Origin of the sequence: Mesorhizobium sp. ZC-5 (genome assembly GCF_025753855.1) — a bacterium.
Classification (GTDB): Bacteria; Pseudomonadota; Alphaproteobacteria; order Rhizobiales; family Rhizobiaceae; genus Neomesorhizobium.
Genome location: NZ_JAOWPT010000002.1, coordinates 615,223 through 632,032, shown reverse-complemented (window position 1 = coordinate 632,032; position 16,810 = coordinate 615,223). Strand labels below are relative to the sequence as shown.

Annotated in this window: 23 protein-coding genes; 5 read left to right on the top strand and 18 right to left on the bottom strand. The window is 63.5% G+C overall.

The genetic code is table 11. From position 1 onward, the window contains the following. Window positions 1-7 precede the first annotated feature (7 nt). From OHD58_RS06325 to cysG, 4 genes are read right to left on the bottom strand one after another with little or no spacing between them, the layout of a single operon-like run. Window positions 8-772, bottom strand: coding sequence for a phosphoadenylyl-sulfate reductase (locus OHD58_RS06325; protein WP_263802220.1), 765 nt, complete (start codon window positions 770-772; stop codon window positions 8-10). Then, complete coding sequence (locus OHD58_RS06320; protein ID WP_263802218.1) at window positions 747-2,417, bottom strand: nitrite/sulfite reductase; 1,671 nt, start codon at window positions 2,415-2,417, stop codon at window positions 747-749. Before OHD58_RS06320 ends, OHD58_RS06325 begins: the two co-directional genes overlap by 26 nt. 32 nt (window positions 2,418-2,449) lie before the next feature. Next, a complete protein-coding gene (locus OHD58_RS06315) occupies window positions 2,450-2,749 on the bottom strand; it encodes a DUF2849 domain-containing protein (RefSeq protein ID WP_263802217.1) in 300 nt (99 codons plus the stop codon). Continuing rightward, window positions 2,746-4,194, bottom strand: a complete 1,449-nt coding sequence (gene cysG, locus OHD58_RS06310) for a siroheme synthase CysG (protein ID WP_263802216.1) — start codon at window positions 4,192-4,194, stop codon at window positions 2,746-2,748. Before cysG ends, OHD58_RS06315 begins: the two co-directional genes overlap by 4 nt. A 438-nt stretch (window positions 4,195-4,632) precedes the next feature. Between cysG and OHD58_RS06305 the strand changes: the two genes are divergently transcribed. Beyond that, a complete protein-coding gene (locus OHD58_RS06305) occupies window positions 4,633-5,082 on the top strand; it encodes a host attachment family protein (protein ID WP_263802215.1) in 450 nt (149 codons plus the stop codon). Between the two features lie 19 nt (window positions 5,083-5,101). Here OHD58_RS06305 and OHD58_RS06300 read toward each other — a convergent pair whose 3' ends face one another. The 9 genes from OHD58_RS06300 to ureC form a co-directional block, all read right to left on the bottom strand. Further along, entirely contained in the window at window positions 5,102-5,872 is a 771-nt protein-coding gene (locus OHD58_RS06300; RefSeq protein WP_263802214.1) for a class II aldolase and adducin N-terminal domain-containing protein, read from the bottom strand. 72 nt (window positions 5,873-5,944) lie between these two features. Beyond that, entirely contained in the window at window positions 5,945-6,580 is a 636-nt protein-coding gene (gene ureG, locus OHD58_RS06295; protein WP_263802213.1) for an urease accessory protein UreG, read from the bottom strand. Beyond that, window positions 6,580-7,017, bottom strand: coding sequence for a DUF3995 domain-containing protein (locus OHD58_RS06290; protein ID WP_263802212.1), 438 nt, complete (start codon window positions 7,015-7,017; stop codon window positions 6,580-6,582). Before OHD58_RS06290 ends, ureG begins: the two co-directional genes overlap by 1 nt. Then, window positions 7,014-7,685, bottom strand: coding sequence for an urease accessory protein UreF (locus OHD58_RS06285; RefSeq protein WP_263802211.1), 672 nt, complete (start codon window positions 7,683-7,685; stop codon window positions 7,014-7,016). Before OHD58_RS06285 ends, OHD58_RS06290 begins: the two co-directional genes overlap by 4 nt. After that, window positions 7,678-8,256, bottom strand: coding sequence for an urease accessory protein UreE (ureE, locus tag OHD58_RS06280; protein ID WP_263802210.1), 579 nt, complete (start codon window positions 8,254-8,256; stop codon window positions 7,678-7,680). The genes OHD58_RS06285 and ureE overlap by 8 nt, the downstream gene beginning before the upstream one ends. A 46-nt stretch (window positions 8,257-8,302) precedes the next feature. Continuing rightward, the gene (locus tag OHD58_RS06275; RefSeq protein WP_263802209.1) at window positions 8,303-8,902 is read right to left on the bottom strand and encodes a glutathione S-transferase family protein; all 600 of its coding nucleotides are present in this window, start codon (window positions 8,900-8,902) and stop codon (window positions 8,303-8,305) included. A gap of 8 nt (window positions 8,903-8,910) precedes the next feature. After that, the gene (locus OHD58_RS06270; RefSeq protein ID WP_263802208.1) at window positions 8,911-9,207 is read right to left on the bottom strand and encodes a putative quinol monooxygenase; all 297 of its coding nucleotides are present in this window, start codon (window positions 9,205-9,207) and stop codon (window positions 8,911-8,913) included. A gap of 80 nt (window positions 9,208-9,287) precedes the next feature. After that, on the bottom strand, window positions 9,288-9,722 hold the full coding sequence (locus OHD58_RS06265) for an EamA family transporter (RefSeq protein ID WP_263802206.1): 435 nt from the start codon (window positions 9,720-9,722) through the stop codon (window positions 9,288-9,290). 15 nt (window positions 9,723-9,737) lie between these two features. After that, window positions 9,738-11,447 carry an urease subunit alpha gene (ureC, locus tag OHD58_RS06260; protein WP_412177166.1) on the bottom strand — a complete coding sequence of 570 codons (1,710 nt, stop codon included), beginning with the start codon at window positions 11,445-11,447 and terminating at the stop codon, window positions 9,738-9,740. Window positions 11,448-11,626: 179 nt separating this feature from the next. Here ureC and OHD58_RS06255 point away from each other — a divergent pair, with 179 nt between their 5' ends. Both OHD58_RS06255 and OHD58_RS06250 read left to right on the top strand, forming a co-directional pair. Then, entirely contained in the window at window positions 11,627-11,998 is a 372-nt protein-coding gene (locus OHD58_RS06255; protein WP_263802204.1) for a hypothetical protein, read from the top strand. Between the two features lie 129 nt (window positions 11,999-12,127). Further along, window positions 12,128-12,619 (top strand): hypothetical protein, encoded by a 492-nt coding sequence (locus OHD58_RS06250; RefSeq protein WP_412177165.1) that lies wholly within the window; start codon window positions 12,128-12,130, stop codon window positions 12,617-12,619. A 24-nt stretch (window positions 12,620-12,643) separates the two neighbouring features. Here the strand turns inward: OHD58_RS06250 and OHD58_RS06245 are convergent, their stop codons facing one another. From OHD58_RS06245 to OHD58_RS06225, 5 genes are read right to left on the bottom strand one after another with little or no spacing between them, the layout of a single operon-like run. After that, entirely contained in the window at window positions 12,644-12,949 is a 306-nt protein-coding gene (locus tag OHD58_RS06245; RefSeq protein WP_263802202.1) for an urease subunit beta, read from the bottom strand. Between the two features lie 11 nt (window positions 12,950-12,960). Continuing rightward, complete coding sequence (locus OHD58_RS06240) at window positions 12,961-13,551, bottom strand: HupE/UreJ family protein (protein ID WP_263802201.1); 591 nt, start codon at window positions 13,549-13,551, stop codon at window positions 12,961-12,963. 30 nt (window positions 13,552-13,581) lie between these two features. Further along, entirely contained in the window at window positions 13,582-13,839 is a 258-nt protein-coding gene (locus OHD58_RS06235) for a DUF1272 domain-containing protein (RefSeq protein WP_263802199.1), read from the bottom strand. Window positions 13,840-13,847: 8 nt separating this feature from the next. After that, the gene (locus tag OHD58_RS06230) at window positions 13,848-14,150 is read right to left on the bottom strand and encodes an urease subunit gamma (protein ID WP_263802198.1); all 303 of its coding nucleotides are present in this window, start codon (window positions 14,148-14,150) and stop codon (window positions 13,848-13,850) included. A 15-nt stretch (window positions 14,151-14,165) separates the two neighbouring features. Next, complete coding sequence (locus OHD58_RS06225; protein ID WP_263802197.1) at window positions 14,166-14,996, bottom strand: urease accessory protein UreD; 831 nt, start codon at window positions 14,994-14,996, stop codon at window positions 14,166-14,168. A gap of 212 nt (window positions 14,997-15,208) precedes the next feature. On the opposite strand from OHD58_RS06225, the gene OHD58_RS06220 reads away from it, so the two are divergent. Together OHD58_RS06220 and OHD58_RS06215 are read left to right on the top strand one after the other, a co-directional pair. After that, a complete protein-coding gene (locus OHD58_RS06220) occupies window positions 15,209-15,463 on the top strand; it encodes an acyl carrier protein (RefSeq protein ID WP_263802196.1) in 255 nt (84 codons plus the stop codon). Between the two features lies 1 nt (window position 15,464). Then, the gene (locus tag OHD58_RS06215) at window positions 15,465-16,676 is read left to right on the top strand and encodes a beta-ketoacyl-[acyl-carrier-protein] synthase family protein (RefSeq protein WP_263802195.1); all 1,212 of its coding nucleotides are present in this window, start codon (window positions 15,465-15,467) and stop codon (window positions 16,674-16,676) included. Window positions 16,677-16,810 lie beyond the last annotated feature (134 nt).

Sequence of the window (16,810 nt, the reverse complement as noted above, 5' to 3'; positions counted from 1 at the left end):
CGGCGGTCTACTGCGCCGAGCCGCCAAGTGTGTGCTCAAGCTCCGGCAGATGAATGCCGCATTCGGTCTTGGCTTGTCCAGCCCAACGTCCGCTGCGTGCATCCTCGCCCGGTTTGACGACCTGCGTACACGGAAAACAGCCGATCGACAGATAACCGTAGGCGACAAGCGGATTCTCGCGCAGATCGTGGGCGCGCATATAGTCGGCGAGATCGGACGTCGTCCAGCGCGCCAGTGGGTTGATGCGGGCGCGTGGGCCAACGGCCTCGAACACCGGCAGGGCCTCGCGCGTCGCCGCCTGGAAACGCTTGCGGCCGGTGAACCAGGCGCGGAACGGCTCGACGCCCCTTGCCATCGGCTCAACCTTGCGGATGGCGCAGCAGGCATCGGTATCGCGGCTGTGCAGCGTGCCGTCCGGATCGTCGCGGTCGAGAGCCGCCTCCAGCGGCGTCACCACACGGATATCGGTCAGCCCGAAATCGGCGGCGAGCGCGTCGCGATAATGCAGCGTTTCCTCGAAGTGCTTGCCGGTGTCGAGGAAGACCACCGGCAGATTGCGGTCGACCTCGGAAATCATGTGCAGCAGCACCGCCGAATCCGCGCCGAACGAAGAAACGGCGGCGATCTCGCCGTGGAAATAACGTTCCGCCGCGCGCTCGATCACCTCGACGGGCGTCAGGTCGCCATAGCGCTGGTCCAAAAGCGCCGCCTGTTCGGCCATGGCCAGATCGGCATCCGACGCCATGTCAGGCTGCCTTGGCTTCGCCGCCATAAAGCGCCTCCTTGAACGGGGCGGGACCGACGCGGCGGTAGGCGTCGAGGAATTTCTCCGAACGGTCCACCCGCAGCGCCAGATAGGTCTGGACCACCGTCTCGATGGCGTCGGTGATCTCTTCGGGACCGAAGCCGCGGCCGATGATGTCGCCGACCGAGGTGTTCTCGTCGCCGGAGCCGCCAAGCGTCACCTGGTAGAGTTCCGCGCCCTTCTTCTCGACGCCCAGAATGCCGATGTGACCAACATGGTGATGCCCACAGGCATTGATGCAGCCGGAAATCTTCAGCTTCAATTCGCCGATGTCGCGCTGCCGCTCCAGCGAGGCGAAGCGCTTCGAGATGTTCTGGGCGACGATGATCGAGCGGGCGTTGGCCAGTGCGCAATAATCGAGGCCGGGACACGCGATGATGTCGCTGATCAGCCCTGAGTTGGCGGTCGCCAGTTCGATCTCGACCAGCGCATCATAGACGGCCTTGAGATCGGCCCGCGCGACATGCGGCAGGATCAGGTTCTGCTCGTGGCTGACGCGGATTTCGTCGAACGCATACTTCTCGGCGAGATCCGCAACGGCCTCCATCTGGCTGTCGGAAGCGTCGCCGGGCACCTCGCCAATACCTTTCAGCGAAATGGTGACGGCGGCATAGTCCGGATGCCGGTGCGTCGTCACGTTCTGGTCGAGCCATTCGGAAAAGCTCTTCGAATCGAGCCGCGCCAGCCGGATCGCCTCGTCGCCCTCCGGCCGAGCGGTCAGCGCCGGCGGTGCGAAATAGGCCTCGATGGCGCGGATATCGGCTTCTGGCAGTGTCAGCTGGCTGTCCTTGAGCTCGGCCCACTCGGTCTCGACCTGGCGCGCGAATTCTTCCGTGCCGGTCTCGTGTACCAGGATCTTGATGCGCGCCTTGTACTTGTTGTCGCGACGGCCGTGCAGATTGTAGACGCGCAGGATCGCGGTGCAATAGGACAGCAGGTCTTCCTCGGGCAGGAAGTCGCGGATCTTCTTGGCGATCAGCGGGGTGCGGCCCTGGCCGCCGCCAACATAAACGGCGAAGCCCAACTCGCCGGCCTCGTTCTTCTTCAGATGCAGGCCGATGTCGTGCGTCTGTATGGCGGCGCGGTCACGCTCGGCACCGGTCACCGCGATCTTGAACTTGCGTGGCAGGTACGAGAATTCCGGGTGCACCGACGACCACTGACGCAAAATCTCGGCATAGGGACGCGGGTCGGCAACCTCGTCGGCGGCGGCGCCGGCGAAATGATCCGCCGTGACGTTGCGGATGCAATTGCCGCTGGTCTGGATCGCGTGCATCTCGACCGAGGCAAGGTCGGCGAGGATCGCCGGCACATCCGACAGCGCCGGCCAGTTGTATTGGATGTTCTGCCGGGTGGTGAAGTGCCCGTAGCCCTTGTCGTATTTGCGGGCGATGTGGCCGAGCATGCGCAACTGTTTCGAGTTCAGCGTCCCGTAAGGAACGGCGACGCGCAGCATGTAGGCATGAAGCTGCAGATAGACGCCGTTCATCAGCCGCAGCGGCCGGAACTGGTCCTCGGTGATCTCACCGGCCAGCCGCCGGTCGACCTGGTCGGTGAACTCGGCGACGCGGGCCTTTACGAAATCATGGTCGAACTCGTCGTAACGGTACATTTTCGTCTTTCAGGGCGCGTCCGCCCGTTTCTCTATGCCGCCTGCGGGCGAGCCTGCTTGCCAAGGTCGTTGCGATTGGTCGGCCCGGAGGCGCGGATGCGCTCGCGCAACCGGTTCGGCACGATCGCGCCTTCGATCACCTCGACGTCGACCAGATTCACGTCGACCACCAGATTGTCGTCGTAGGCGGCCTTGCCAACGGCCTCGAGCGCTGCCTCGGCCGCCTTGTCCTGCGCGAGTTCGGCCCTGTCGATTATCTCGGCCCAGGAATGATCCGTGGAATACCAGACGGCTTCGCCGTCGGTCAGCCGGTTCGCCGTCAGGATCTTCATGCGTCCGTTTCCTGGATTTCAATTGCCGCGACGCCGCGCTCAAGGGCAGCCAGCGGTTCGGATTTGGCGAAATTGGCGCCGGCAACGGCGTCACCGATGAGCGTCATCACGGGGCCGGTCAGTTCGTCGCGGCTGCCCAATGCCGGCAGGTCGGCGATGGTACCGTGGAACAGCCGGCGATCGCCGAGGCTGGCATTCTCCACCACCGCTACAGCGGTGTCGGGGGACAGCCCTGCCTCGATCAGTCGCGCGGCAACTTCCGCGGCAACCGAGCGGCCCATATAGACGGCGACGGTGGCCCCGGAGATGGCAAGCTTGCCCCAGTCGGGCAGCGTACCGCCCTTGAGGTCGTGGCCCGTGGTGAACACCATCGACGAGGCGACGCCCCGCAAGGTCAGCGGCAGTTCGAAATCAGCGGCAGCGGCGAAGGCGGCGGTAACGCCCGGTACCACCTCGTAGGAGATTTCCGCGTCGCGCAAGGCCTGCATTTCCTCGCCGGCGCGGCCGAAGACCAGCGGGTCGCCCGACTTCAGGCGCACCACCTTCTTGCCTTGGCGACCGAGCCCGACCAGAAGATCGTTGATCTCCGCCTGGCTTTTCGAATGGCAGCCCTTGCGCTTGCCGACCGCCAGGCGTTCGGCGTCGCGGCGACCCATGGCAACCACCGCTTCCGGTACCAATGCATCATGGACGATCACGTCGGCCTGCATCAAAAGACGCTGCGCCCGCAATGTCAGAAGGTCTTCGGCACCCGGCCCGGCGCCGACCAGCGCGACATGGCCATCGGCAGCGCTCCGGCGCAGCAGCAATTCAGCCGCCGCTTCCTGTGCTTCCGCAAAATGCCCGATTTCCAGCTCACGAGCCGGTGCGCCCTCGAAGAACTCGTTCCAAAACCGCCGCCGCGCATGGCCTTTCGGTAAAAGCCGTTCGGCAGCTTCACGGAACGTGTTCGCCAGCGTCGCCAGTGCACCCAGCGACGGCGCCAGCATTCTGTCGATCTTAGCGCGGATCAGTTGGGAGAGGACCGGTCCAGCGCCTTCCGTGCCGATCGCGACGCAAACCGGTGCGCGGTTGACGATCGCCGGCGTGAAGAAATCGCAAAGTTCGGGACGGTCCACTGCGTTGACCGGAATGTTTTTGGCGCGTGCATCTTCGGACACACGACGGTCGAAGGCCTCGTCGCCGCTGGCGGCAAACACCAGCACCGCGCCTTCAAGGTGGCGTGGCGCATAGGCTTCCTCGACATGTGTCGCGGAATGGCTGGAGATCCACGATGCAAGCGCAGCTTCCGGGGCATCGGCGACGATCTTCAACGACGCGCTCGACTGCGACAACAGCCGCGCCTTGGCGAGCGCCTCGTCGCCATTGCCGACGACAACCACCAACGCATTTTCCACCCGCATGAAGACGGGGAAGGCGTTGAGTTTGGTTGTTTCGGACATCATGCGGGCGGTCTCCGGGACAGACCACATTCTAACTTTCGGCAGGAAAAAGCAGAAGGAATGCCGTCGCGTGACCAACGCAGCGGTGCAATCGCTTTTCTGAGAAGCCGGTAGGCGGGAGAATAATTTTCTACACCGCTGAAGAGGACCATGCCGGCAGGCAACCGCTTGCCCAACGCATGGCCAGCGGGACCGCCACCGGAGGCCCGCAAAGGAAGTTCGTTTCAACGTATTACAGCGCCTCTCCGGACGGGCAAAGAACGTTTTTTCCAAATTCTACCAAACCAGTAGAATTAAGACGGGCCAGCATGCGTCGAGCCATGATTTCCCACCGAGGTACCTGCCGGAACCAGGTCTTCGGCGCGGCGTTACCAATACAGCCAGGACGAAGAGCGCGGCATCCGCCTCGATTGTCCCGCTGGCAAAGCAAGGGAGTTTTTCATGTCGCACATCAAGCTTGAACACAAAATCTGGGTGCTGGTCGCCGACGGCGAAAAGGCCCTGTTCCTGAAGAACGACGGCGACACGAAATTTCCCAACCTTACCGTTTTCCGCGAGATGCAGGAGGACAACCCGCCGACGCGCGAGCAAGGCACGGACCGCCCGGGCCGTTTCAACGACGGACCAAGCATCCACAAAAGCGCAGTCGCCGAGACCGACTGGCACCGCATCGCCAAGGATCGGTTCGCCGACGAGATCGCGCAACGCCTCTACAAATTCGCCCACCGCGGCGATTTCAAGAAAATCATCCTTGTCGCGCCGCCGGTCGTACTCGGCGAGATTCGCAAGCAGCTCCACAAGGAAGTCTCCGACCGCATAACGGCGGAAGTGCCAAAGACACTGACCAACCACCCGGTGCCCGAGATCGAGAAACTGCTGATGGCGGCGTAAGGTTCGGTCTTCCGGCCCGTCAGTTCCGGTATGCCGGTTCCTGCTCGTCGAGGATGGCCTTGAGTTCGGCAAGGTGGCGTTCGGCCTGTCCGGGATAATTGTCCAGTTCGTCCGCGGTCTTTTCGGCGATCGCGTCCGACAGCGTTCGCAACGGCCGACCGGTCCACAGCGCCTTGATGTAGGTCTCGGCAGCACGCTCGAAATAGAACATGCGGTTGAACGCCTCGGCGACCGTATTGCCTATGACCAGGATGCCGTGATTGCCCATGATCATCACCTGCGTTCTGGGATCCGCGAGCAGCGCGGAGCAGCGTTCACCCTCTTCCTCGAAGGCCAGGCCGCCGTAGTTCTCGTCGATAACCTGGCGCGGCCCGTAGAACATGGTCGAGTTCTGGTCGACCGGCGGCAGGCGAGAGTCGGCGAGCGACGCCAGCACTGTCGCGTGGATGGAATGCACATGCATGACACAGCGTGCATGCGGCACATTGCGGTGGATCGCGCCATGCAGGCCCCAGGCGGTCGGGTCCGGCGCGTTCGGACCGGTAAGCGTCTCCGGATCGTTGGCGTCGATCAGCAGCAGATCGCTCGCCTTGATGCGCGAGAAATGCACCTGGTTGGGATTCATCAGGAACTGCGAACCGTCGTCGTTGACCGCCAGCGAAAAATGATTGGCTACCGCCTCGTGCATGTTGAGCCGCGCCGTCCAGCGAAAGGCGCAGGCGAGATCGACGCGCTCTTCATAAAAAGGCAGGTTGGTCAGCGTGTCCTGCTTGAGATGGGTGACGCTCATCGGCCGGTTCCTCCTGTCTGCAACGCAAGAATGCAGCGTTGGGAGGGGATCGACAACCCGACAACCGGCGCCTCAGGCGGATTTCCGCTGGTCCAGCCCCAGACCGCCATTATCGACGATGAAGTCGACGATCTCCTGCAAGCCCTTGCCGCGCGAAAGATCGGTAAAGCCGAACGGCCGCTTGCCGCGCATTTTTCCCGCGTCGCTCTCCATGACGTCGAGATTGACGTTCACATAAGGCGCGAGGTCGCTTTTGTTGATGACCAGGAAATCGGAACGCGTGATGCCGGGGCCGCCCTTGCGCGGGATTTCCTCGCCCTGGCAGACCGAGATGACGTAAAGCGTCAGGTCCGCGAGATCAGGCGAAAAGGTGGCTGCGAGATTGTCGCCGCCGGATTCGATGAAGACGATGTCGAGATCCGGAAACTTGCGGTTCATCTCGGCGATCGCCTGGAGGTTGATCGAGGCATCCTCGCGGATCGCCGTATGCGGGCAGCCGCCGGTCTCGACGCCCATGATGCGCTCCTCCGGCAACGCCTGCAGCCGCGCCAGCATCAGGGCGTCCTCCCTGGTGTAGATGTCGTTGGTGACCACCGCGATCGAAAACTCGTCGCGCATCGCCTTGCAGAGCTTTTCGGTAAGCGTCGTCTTGCCGGAACCGACGGGACCGCCGATGCCGATGCGCAGTGGACCGTTTGCGGAACGCATCAAACAAACCCTTTCAAGGCGAGAAGCAGCAAGGCCAAGCCGATCAGCAGGCAGAGCGGCGAATAATAACGGACGTCGAGCCTGGCAAACGGCTGCTCGGGAGTAAGACGCCGCCACGCCGGCGTAAAACCGGCGATGCCGCGCCCCAGAAAGACCAATGCGGCGCCGATCGCGGCGAGCGTGAATAGAGCACCCGGCAGGGGAGGCAGAATCCAGCCGCCTTGAACCAGCACGATCAACGCGGCCGCCGCAAGCGCGGCGGTCACCGCGAAGCTGGCACCAGGTCCAGGCATCGTGTCCACGCCCCGAAAGCCGGCGACGGTCCTGGCGCAGGAGGCGGCGTCGGTACCAGGCCAGACACCGCCGAAGCCCCAATAGGCATGAAGCGCGGCAATCGCGAAAAGCGCCACGGCCACAATCGCCGACAACGCCATCATGAACGAAACAGCCTCGAATATTGTGCCTCGTGTTTCATCGCCACGATCTCCGACATAACGGTTGCCGAACCGAGATCGTCCAGTGTCGACCGGCTGGCGCGCGACGCCGTTTCGAGCAGCAGCGGTTCGAGACTTGCCAATATGGTAACCGCGCCGCTCTGGCCGGTCACGCCGAGCCTGATCGCCGCCTGGATGAGGTTCGAGGCAAAACCCTGCAGGAACACCGACAGCGCGTCACGAAGGTCAATGCCATGCGCGCCGGCAGTCGCGCCCACCGCCACGCAATACGGGCAGACGGGTGGCAGATCCGCCGAGCCCGGCTGCGGCCACGCGGCGACGGATTTGAGGAATGCCGCGCCGAGCAGCGTCGTTTCGGCATGGCGCTCCCGCGATCCCGCCAAGGCCACCGCGAGTTCAGCGACCGATGTCGGATCACTGCCGTCGCGCGCCCGCCGCCAGCTCTCGGCGAACAACACGGCGTCGTTCCAGCCCGATCCGATCTCGATGAGTTGGACCAGCCAGTCTTCGAGACCTTCGGGATCGCTGACCAGTCCATCATGGACGGCGCGTTCGAGTCCGTGGCTGTAGCTGAAGGCGCCGACCGGAAATGCCGGAGAAAGCCAGGCTATAAGCCGCAGCAGGCGCGGATCGGGCCGGCTGTCAGTCATGGTTGTGACCATAATGCGGATCGCCCGGCAAGCGCCCGAACCGGTCGCGCTCGCCATGCCCATGACCGTCGCTATGATCGTGACCATGGCTGTGGCCGTGGTCGTGCCCGGAATAGGCCCCGCGCGCTGGCGAAAAGGGCTCGACAACATCGGTCACCGTCGCGCCCAACCCTTGCAGCATCGCCTTGATCACATGATCGCGCAGGATGACGAGGCGGTTCTCCTCGATCTGCGCGGCAAGATGGCGGTTGCCGATGTGCCAGGCGAGTTCGACAAGATGCACGGGGTTGCGGGCGCGCACCGCGTAAAGCTCTTCCTCGGCGGCAACGATCTCGACCTGCCGGCCATCCTCAAGCAACAGCCTGTCCCGATTGTTCAAGGCGACGGGCTCAGGCAGGTCGACCAGCACCTTGCCTCCATCGGCCAACTCGACGACGCGGCGGCGCAGATGACGCTCGTCATGAGCAAGCACGGCTCTGCCATCGGGGGCCGCCGTTCCAGCCTCGCCTGCGGGTGCGATCGACGTGGCGCGTGCCAGCTTGGTGAAGTCGGTCTGCAGGTTGAGTTTCATATGCGCGCCTCCACGCCATTTTGTACCGCTGAACTCAGCGAGGGCATCATTTCGCGCCCTTTGCTTCCGCCCTGATGCGCGTCGGGCGCGACAGGACACGGTCGAAATAGGCGTTCACCTTGTCCGATTCGATCTTGAACTTGCCGGCGCGGGCCCAGGCGCCCATGTCGCCGAGCAGGACGTCGACCGCGCTGAAGCGGTTGCCGAGCGCGAATTCCTTGTCGCCGAGGCGCCGTTCCAGGGTGCCGACCTCGCCGGCGAAATCATGCGCGGCGGCCGGCCCGACATCGACCCGCACGTCCTTGGGGAGCAGGAAGCGGTGCCGGAGCTTGTTCCACAGCGGCGCTTCTAGTTCGGACTGGGCAAAATGCATCCAGCCGTCCATCTCGGCGCGGCCGGCACAACCGGGTGCCGCGCCCATAGCTTTTTCGGGGTGTTTGTCGGCCAGATAGACGCAGATCGCCGCCGAGTCAGTCACCACCACGTCGCCATCGACCAGCGCCGGCGACTTGCCCGACGGATTGAGGGCATACATTTCCGGCGACCGCAGTCCGACCTTCACGAACTCATAGGGCGCGCCCAATTCCTCCAGCATCCACAAAACACGGCTGACACGCGAACCCGGTGAACCGACTGCTTGGTACATCATTCCTCCTAGAACTCTTCCACTTTCTCGGGATGGACGATCTCGATGCTGCGCGATACCAGATGCGGCCCGCTGGCGTCACGCCATGCCTTGAGATGAGGCTGCTTCGAATGCGCGGTCAGCGCTTCCCGCGTTTCCCATTTCTCGATGAAGACCAGTCTTTCCGGATCGGCGAGACTGGCGAACAGTTCGTAGGAGATGCAACCAGCCTCCTTGCGCGTTTCGGCAATGCAGGCGGCGGCGGGTTCGCGCAGGTGATCCAGCGTTCCCGGCTTGATGGTGAGCGTAGCGACGACGTAGATCATGGGCCTCACGAATTCACAGGGTTCGGACTCTTCCCGTCGCTAGGCCAGATCGGAATGGAAAACCACTCTGCCGCTCGGTTCTACGACCAGATCCTAGTGGTCAGCAGGATGACGCCACCGGCGATCATCAGGACGCCCAGCCAGTTGGCCATCGACAATTTCTCGCCCAGGAACATCACGCCGAACACCGCGACCAGGACCACGCTCAGCTTGTCGAGCGGCGCCAAGCGTGCGGCATCGCCAAGCTTCAGCGCGCGGAAATAGCAGATCCAGGACGCTCCGGTGGCAAGGCCCGACAGGACGAGGAACAGATAGGTGCGGCCGGACACCGACGCCGGCGGCTGCCATTGCCCGGTGGCGTACAGGATCGCACCGAGCGCGGCCAGGATGACGATGGTGCGGATGAAGGTGGCGAAATCCGAATTGACGTGCTCGACGCCGACCTTTGCGAATATCGCGGTGAGTGCGGCAAAACATGCGGAGAGCAAGGCCCAGAACTGCCAGGATGCGGTCATCGGGATATCCGTCTGCTAGAACAGAAAATACCGCTGCGCCATCGGCAGCACGGTTGCCGGAGGGCAGGTCAGAAGTTCGCCGTCGGCGCGGACCGCGTAGGTTTCCGGGTCGACCTCGATATGCGGCATGGCGTCGTTCAGTATCATCGAGCGCTTGCCGATGCCGCCGCGGGTGTTCTCGACCGCCAGCATCTGCTTGTCGACCCCGATCTTCTCCCGCAGCCCGGCATCGAGCGCTGCCCTGGAGACGAAGGTGACGGACGAATTGGTCACCGCCTTGCCATAGGCGCCGAACATCGGGCGGTAATGCACCGGCTGCGGCGTCGGGATCGAGGCGTTGGGGTCGCCCATCGGAGCGGCGGCTATCATGCCGCCGATCAGCACCATGTCCGGCTTCACGCCGAAGAATGCCGGGCTCCACAGCACCAGGTCGGCCCGCTTGCCAACCTCGACCGAACCGATCTCCTTCGACAGCCCGTGGGCGATCGCCGGATTGATCGTGTATTTCGCGATGTAGCGTCGGACACGGAAATTGTCGTTGTCGCCGGTTTCTTCAGGAAGCGAACCGCGCTGTCGCTTCATCTTGTCGGCGGTCTGCCAGGTGCGGATCGCCACTTCGCCGACACGGCCCATCGCCTGGCTGTCCGACGATATTATCGAGAAGGCGCCGATGTCGTGCAGGATGTCTTCCGCCGCGATCGTCTCCTTGCGGATACGGCTTTCGGCAAACGCGATGTCTTCCGGGATCGACGGCGACAGATGGTGGCAGACCATCAGCATGTCGAGATGCTCGGCAATGGTGTTGACCGTGTAGGGCCGCGTCGGGTTGGTCGATGACGGAATGATGTTGGGCAAGCCGCAGACCCTGATGATGTCCGGCGCGTGGCCGCCACCGGCCCCCTCGGTATGGAAGGCGTGGATGGTGCGGCCCTTCAAGGCCTTCACCGTGTCCTCGACGAAACCGCTTTCGTTCAGCGTGTCGGTATGGATCATCACCTGCACGTCGTATTCGTCGGCGACCGACAGGCAGCAGTCGATCGCCGCCGGCGTGGTGCCCCAATCCTCGTGCAGCTTCAGCGAGCAGGCGCCGCCGAGGATCATTTCCTCCAGTGCCGCCGGCAACGAGGCATTGCCCTTGCCCGACAGGCCGATATTCATGGGGAACGCGTCGAAGGACTGGATCATGCGCGCCATGTGCCATGGACCGGGCGTGCAGGTCGTCGCCAGCGTGCCGTGGGCCGGGCCGGTGCCGCCGCCGAGCATGGTGGTGATGCCGGCCATCAGCGCTTCCTCGATCTGCTGCGGGCAGATGAAATGGATGTGCGCGTCGAAACCGCCTGCGGTGAGGATCCTGCCTTCTCCGGCGATCACTTCCGTTCCCGGGCCGACGATGATCGTCACGTCCGATTGCGTATCGGGGTTGCCGGCCTTGCCGATGGCATGGATGCGGCCGTCCTTCAGCCCGACATCGGCCTTGTAGATGCCGGTGTGGTCGACGATCAGCGCGTTGGTGATCACCGTATCGACCGCACCCCGGGCGCGGGAAACCTGGCTTTGCCCCATGCCGTCGCGGATGACCTTGCCGCCGCCGAATTTCACTTCTTCGCCGTAGGTGGTGAAATCCTTCTCGACCTCGATGAAAAGCTCGGTGTCGGCCAGCCGCACCCGGTCGCCGGTGGTCGGGCCGAACATCTGCGCATAGGAGAAACGGGTGATCGTCGCCATCAGCAATTGCTCCCAAAATGCAGGTCGGTCGGGATCGTCTTCCACATTCCTGCCATCTTATGGTCACGGAATGACCCGATGAGCGGCAGCTTCTGATCCCATTTTCCGTATGAGGTGCCGCACGCGGCGGCCGGGGCGTTCCGAAATAACCGTTTCCCAAGCGACGGAAAGGAATATCCATGCGCAAATTGACGATTCTCGTGGCCGGTGCCGCGCTCACGCTCGCCACCGCTGCCAGCGCCCAGCAGCAACCGGCCGAACCGCCGGCGGCGCCGGCTCCGGCGGCGCCCAACGCACCGTCGGCCGCGCCGACGATCAACACCGTGAGCATTGTCGACATCAAGGATCTGCCTGAAGCCACCCAGGCGCAGGTCAATGATGTCGTCGCCAAGCGCAGCGATGAGGATCTGCAGAAATTGCGCAGTTCGATCGACGCAACGCCCGAGATCAAATCGGCGCTCGAAGCCAAGGGCCTCAGCTCGGCGCAGGTCATCGCCGCCAGCATGGGCAACAACGGCGCCCTGACGCTGATCACCAAGAAGGCAAGCTGACCAAGCTTCCCGGCGGGTCGGCCTCAGGCCGGCCCGTTTTTCCGACGAGGGAACCCCGGCCGGGCCGCAATCGTTACGCTCCAGCGGTGCTGGAGTGGGTTTTGAAACCGGCACTGCCAGGAGACCAAAATGTCCATGAAGGTTTGCGGCGCGAGATGGCGTCACGCGCTGGCAATGGCCGGCTTTTTCATCGTCCTCGCTTCGCCTGCCTTTGTCAGCGCGCAAGGCTTGGAGAGCAAGGAAGCTGTCGACAAGATCATCGGATCGGACGTCAAGGAGGAAGAATCGCGTGCCGCAACCGATGCGGGCAAGGTCATCGCCGCGATCGAAAAGACCCGGGAAAACATCAGCACCGTGCGAAAGACCTCGAAACTGGACAACGTCGACATCGTTTTCCTGTCCGATGCGGCGATAACCGAAGGCGGCCCGCCGCCTGAGATCGAGGCCAAGGTCAAGGAACATGAGGCCGAGGTTGTTGAACTCCGGCAGGAGATCGAGGGCAACGCGATGCTCTACCACGCGATCGATTCGCGGCAGGTCCTGATCCGCGACGTCCTGGCCGTCGACTTCGACGGCTCGAACGGCATCGTCATCTACGCCGCTGCCAAGCCGGCGCAATAGATCGCTCGGCGGCCATACGCCCACTCAGATTTTCCCCATGACCTTCTGCTGGAAGCCGTAGACTTCCCGCTTCCCGCCAATCGGCACCAACGTCACGTCGCGCTCTTGCCCGGGTTCGAACCGCACCGCCGTACCGGCGGCGATGTCGAGACGCATGCCCCGCGCCTTTTCGCGGTCGAAGCGCAGCCCTTCATTCGTTTCGAAGAAATGGTAGTGGCTGCCGACCTGTATCGGCCGGTCGCCGGTGTTCGCCACTTTCAACGTCACCGCGCGCGAGCCCGCATTGAGTTCGATGGTGCCGGGTGCAGGAATGACTTCTCCGGGGATCATCTCGGCAAACCTCAGGCGCCGAGCGCCAGCCAGAGGCCGCCCAGCGCCGTCGCGCCTCCGGCGATCCGCGTGGCCAGCCGTCCCGCCCCGTCACCGAAAATACGGCCCAGTCCGAAACCGATGCCGATGCCCGCTGCATGAAGCAGTGCCGTCGAAACGGCAAAGCCGATGCCGAAAGAGAGGGCGCCCGCCGAACCCAACTCGCCGCCATGCGCGTAACCATGGAAAAAAGCGAAAAACCCGACCATCGCCATGCAGGCCCAGACCGGGATCCGCAGCGCCACCGCGGCAAGCAGGCCGGTGATCACGACCGAGGCGAGGATCACCGGCTCGACGAAGGGCAGGGATAAACCCGACAACGCCGCCGCGAAGCCGATCGCCATCGTGCCGACAAAGGCCGACGGCACCAGCCACAGGGCGCGTCCGCCCAAAAGGGCCGCCCACAGGCCGACCGCCACCATTGCGAGGATATGGTCGACTCCGAACAGCGGATGCGAGAGGCCGGCGGCGAAGGAACCGTGCTCGTCGGGATTGAGATGCGCAAAGGCCGGAACCGAGCCTGCTCCAAGGATTACAAGGGCAATCGCCAGCCTTCCGATCATGGTTTCGAACTCCAATGCGTTGTTATCAGCTCAGGCAGCCTTGCCGACCGGCGTGCAGCCTTCGGCCTTCAGGACGCGTTTTGTCGATGCCGGATATTTCGCCAGCATGGCAGCCGGACGGATCGGGCGCCGCGAAAAGTCGCCACCGCAATTCGGGCAGACGCCGCCCAGCACCGTTTCCGCGCAATCCGCGCAAAAGGTGCATTCGAAGGTGCAGATCATCGCGTCCGGAGCACTCGCCGGCAGATCCCTGTCGCAGCATTCGCAGTTTGGCCTGAGTTCCAGCATGTCTGACCTCACCTGATCGGTTGATGAACGGTCACCAGCTTGGTGCCGTCCGGAAACGTCGCTTCGACCTGCACATCATGGATCATCTCGGCGATGCCTTCCATGACCTGGCTGCGCGACACGATGTGAGCGCCCGCCTCCATCAGGTCGGCCACCGAACGCCCGTCGCGGGCGCCTTCGACGACAAAATCGGTGATCAGGGCGATCGCCTCGGGATGGTTGAGCTTGACGCCGCGTTCGAGCCGCTTGCGGGCGACGATGGCGGCCATCGCGACCAGAAGTTTGTCTTTTTCCCGCGGAGTGAGGTTCATGCGTCTGCGATAATCCTAAAGTGACCATACTTTGGGCAGGCTTGCCTGCCCGTTGAGCAATTCGATCAACGGCACCAGCCGCTTTCGGAGCGAATAGCTGTCCGTGGCGAAGAGCCTCGCAAGAAGCTTGCCAGACTCCGTAACTTTCCAGGCGCTGACGCCGCCGTCTTCCCCGACGATTGTCCGCGCGGCTTCCAGCTGGTTCGCAGCGTCGTCGGAAACCATCAGGACTGTTGCGATTGCGATCTCACCGCCGGTGACCGCCGACCGGGACAAGGTGTCGGCGACATCGGGTCCGATCGAAAAGTCCTCTGCATGGATGAGCCGGCCATTGCGCCGGATCCTCCAGCGGTCGGCAAACATCGCCCGGCCGACGCTTTCGCCCATTGCCTTGCGTCCGAACACGGTCGCCTCGACGATCAGCGCCTCTGCCCCTTCGCCGAGATCGGCTTCGAGCCGGCGTGAGAACCCCGCGCGGTCGAAAACGATGGTTTCCTGCGGCAGCCAGGCAAGCCGCCCGCCGGCACCTACGGAGAAATTGCAGGAGACCTCCGCGCGGCCGGTCTCGGCGCGATAGACTTTCTCGCAAGCCTGCGTGGTGACCGTCGCCGAGGCCATTCGTCCGACATCGACTGTCCAGCGAAGGCGGTCGCCTCCGGTCAGGCCTCCCGCGGTGTTGATCAGCACGGCTTCCAGGGGGTCGCTGTCGGCACGCGGCAGCCGGATTTTGGCGGCGCCTTCCTGATACAGCCGGGAAAGCCGGGAGCGGCCTTCCAGATGCAGCACGGAAAGCTCGGCGCGTGCCGAGACCCTTTGCGGTTCGAGGTCTGCGAGCTGGTTATTCATGAATTCGGCTGCATGCTCCCTGCCGCCACGTTAAGGCTTCGGCCGGCTTTGTCGAGATATCGCTTGTTGCTTCGCTGCGTTTCAGTTTCTATAGAGTTTCAGCGTTCTTTGCCGTAGCGGCCATGTGGTTTGTGCTGGCAGCGAGTGTTCCGGGGGAAACAAGCGGACAACAACCGCGAAATTGGGGAAACGTCTTGCAGGAAACCAACGCGATGACGGACAAGCTCGCAAGCGAGATCATCGAGAAGATCAAGGCTCATGCCGACCCGGATGGCGGGGAGATCACCTTGGCCACGGAACTGACCGCGCTGGGCATCCATTCGCTGGAACTCACCGAGATCGTTTTCGACCTTGAGGAGGCCTATGGCATCGAGATCGAGATGAACACGGTCGAGGCCTGGAACAATTTGAAGGACGTGGGCGACATCGTCACCGCGGTTCGCAGCCTGATCGAAAAACAACCCTGACATGGCATCGCCGCGCATTGTCATCACCGGCATGGGTGGGCTTTGCGCACTCGGCACGGATGTTCCGGCAATCTGGGGTTCGATGCGCGCCGGCCTGTCCGGCATCGGTGAGATCACCACCACGCCCCTCCACGAGTTGAAGGTCCGGATCGGCGCCGAGATCAAGCAATTGCCCGAGCATGGGCTCGACCGCAAGCGGCTGGTGACGATGGACCGCTTCAGCCTGCTTGCCGTCATCGCTGCGAGCGAGGCGATCAGGCAAGCCGGGATCACCATCGACCAGACCAACACGGCGCGCGTCGGCGCCATCGTCGGCACCGGGATCTACGGAGGCAAGACCGCCGAGGACAATTATCGAGCGGTATTCCTCGAAGGGCGCCCACGCGTCGACGTCTTCACCGTTCCCCGCATCATGCCGGGGGCCGCGGCGAGCCAGGTTTCGATGGTGCATGGACTGCGCGGACCGGTGTTCGGCGTGACTTCCGCCTGCTCATCGTCGAACCATGCTTTGGCGACGGCGGCGGACCAGTTGCGGCTTGGCCGCGCCGATATCATGCTGGCCGGCGGCACCGACGCACCGCTGGTCTACGGCATCCTGAAAAGCTGGGAAGCCCTGCGGGCGCTCGCCCGCGAGACCTGCCGGCCATTTTCCGCCGACCGCGACGGGCTGGTCATCGGCGAGGGCGCCGGCATGGCGGTGCTCGAGACCTGGGAGCATGCGACCGCGCGGGGCGCCACCATATTGGCTGAACTCGCAGGCACCGGGCTTTCCGCCGATGCGACCGACATCGTCGCACCCACCGTCGAGGGTCCGGTCGCGGCGATGCGAGCCTGTCTTCTCGATGCGGGATTGGCGCCCGAAGAAGTCGACTACATCAACGCCCATGGAACCGGCACCAAGGCCAACGACCAGATCGAGACGGCCGCGATCCGCCGGGTCTTCGGCAAGCATGCCGACAGCCTTTCGGTGTCGTCGACCAAGTCGATGCATGCCCATTGCATGGGCGCGTCTGGCGCAATCGAGATGATTGCCTGCGTCATGGCAATCCGCGAAGGCATCGTGCCGCCGACCGCCAACTACCGTGAAAAAGACGCGGAATGCGACCTCGATGTCACCCCAAACGTTGCCAGGGTTCGCTCGGTCCGTGCCGCGATCAGCAACGGATTCGCCTTCGGCGGCACCAACTCCACCATCGCGTTCAAGGCGGCCTGAGGCCTTTTTCCTCCTTGCTGCCGAGGCACTTCCGGCTTTTTGCCCGGCCGGCATTGATGAACTGGCGAAGCGTGCTTAACTGAAGCAAACCTTCCAGTCGCTGTAGCCTTGCTCAGCAATATCCAAGGAACCCC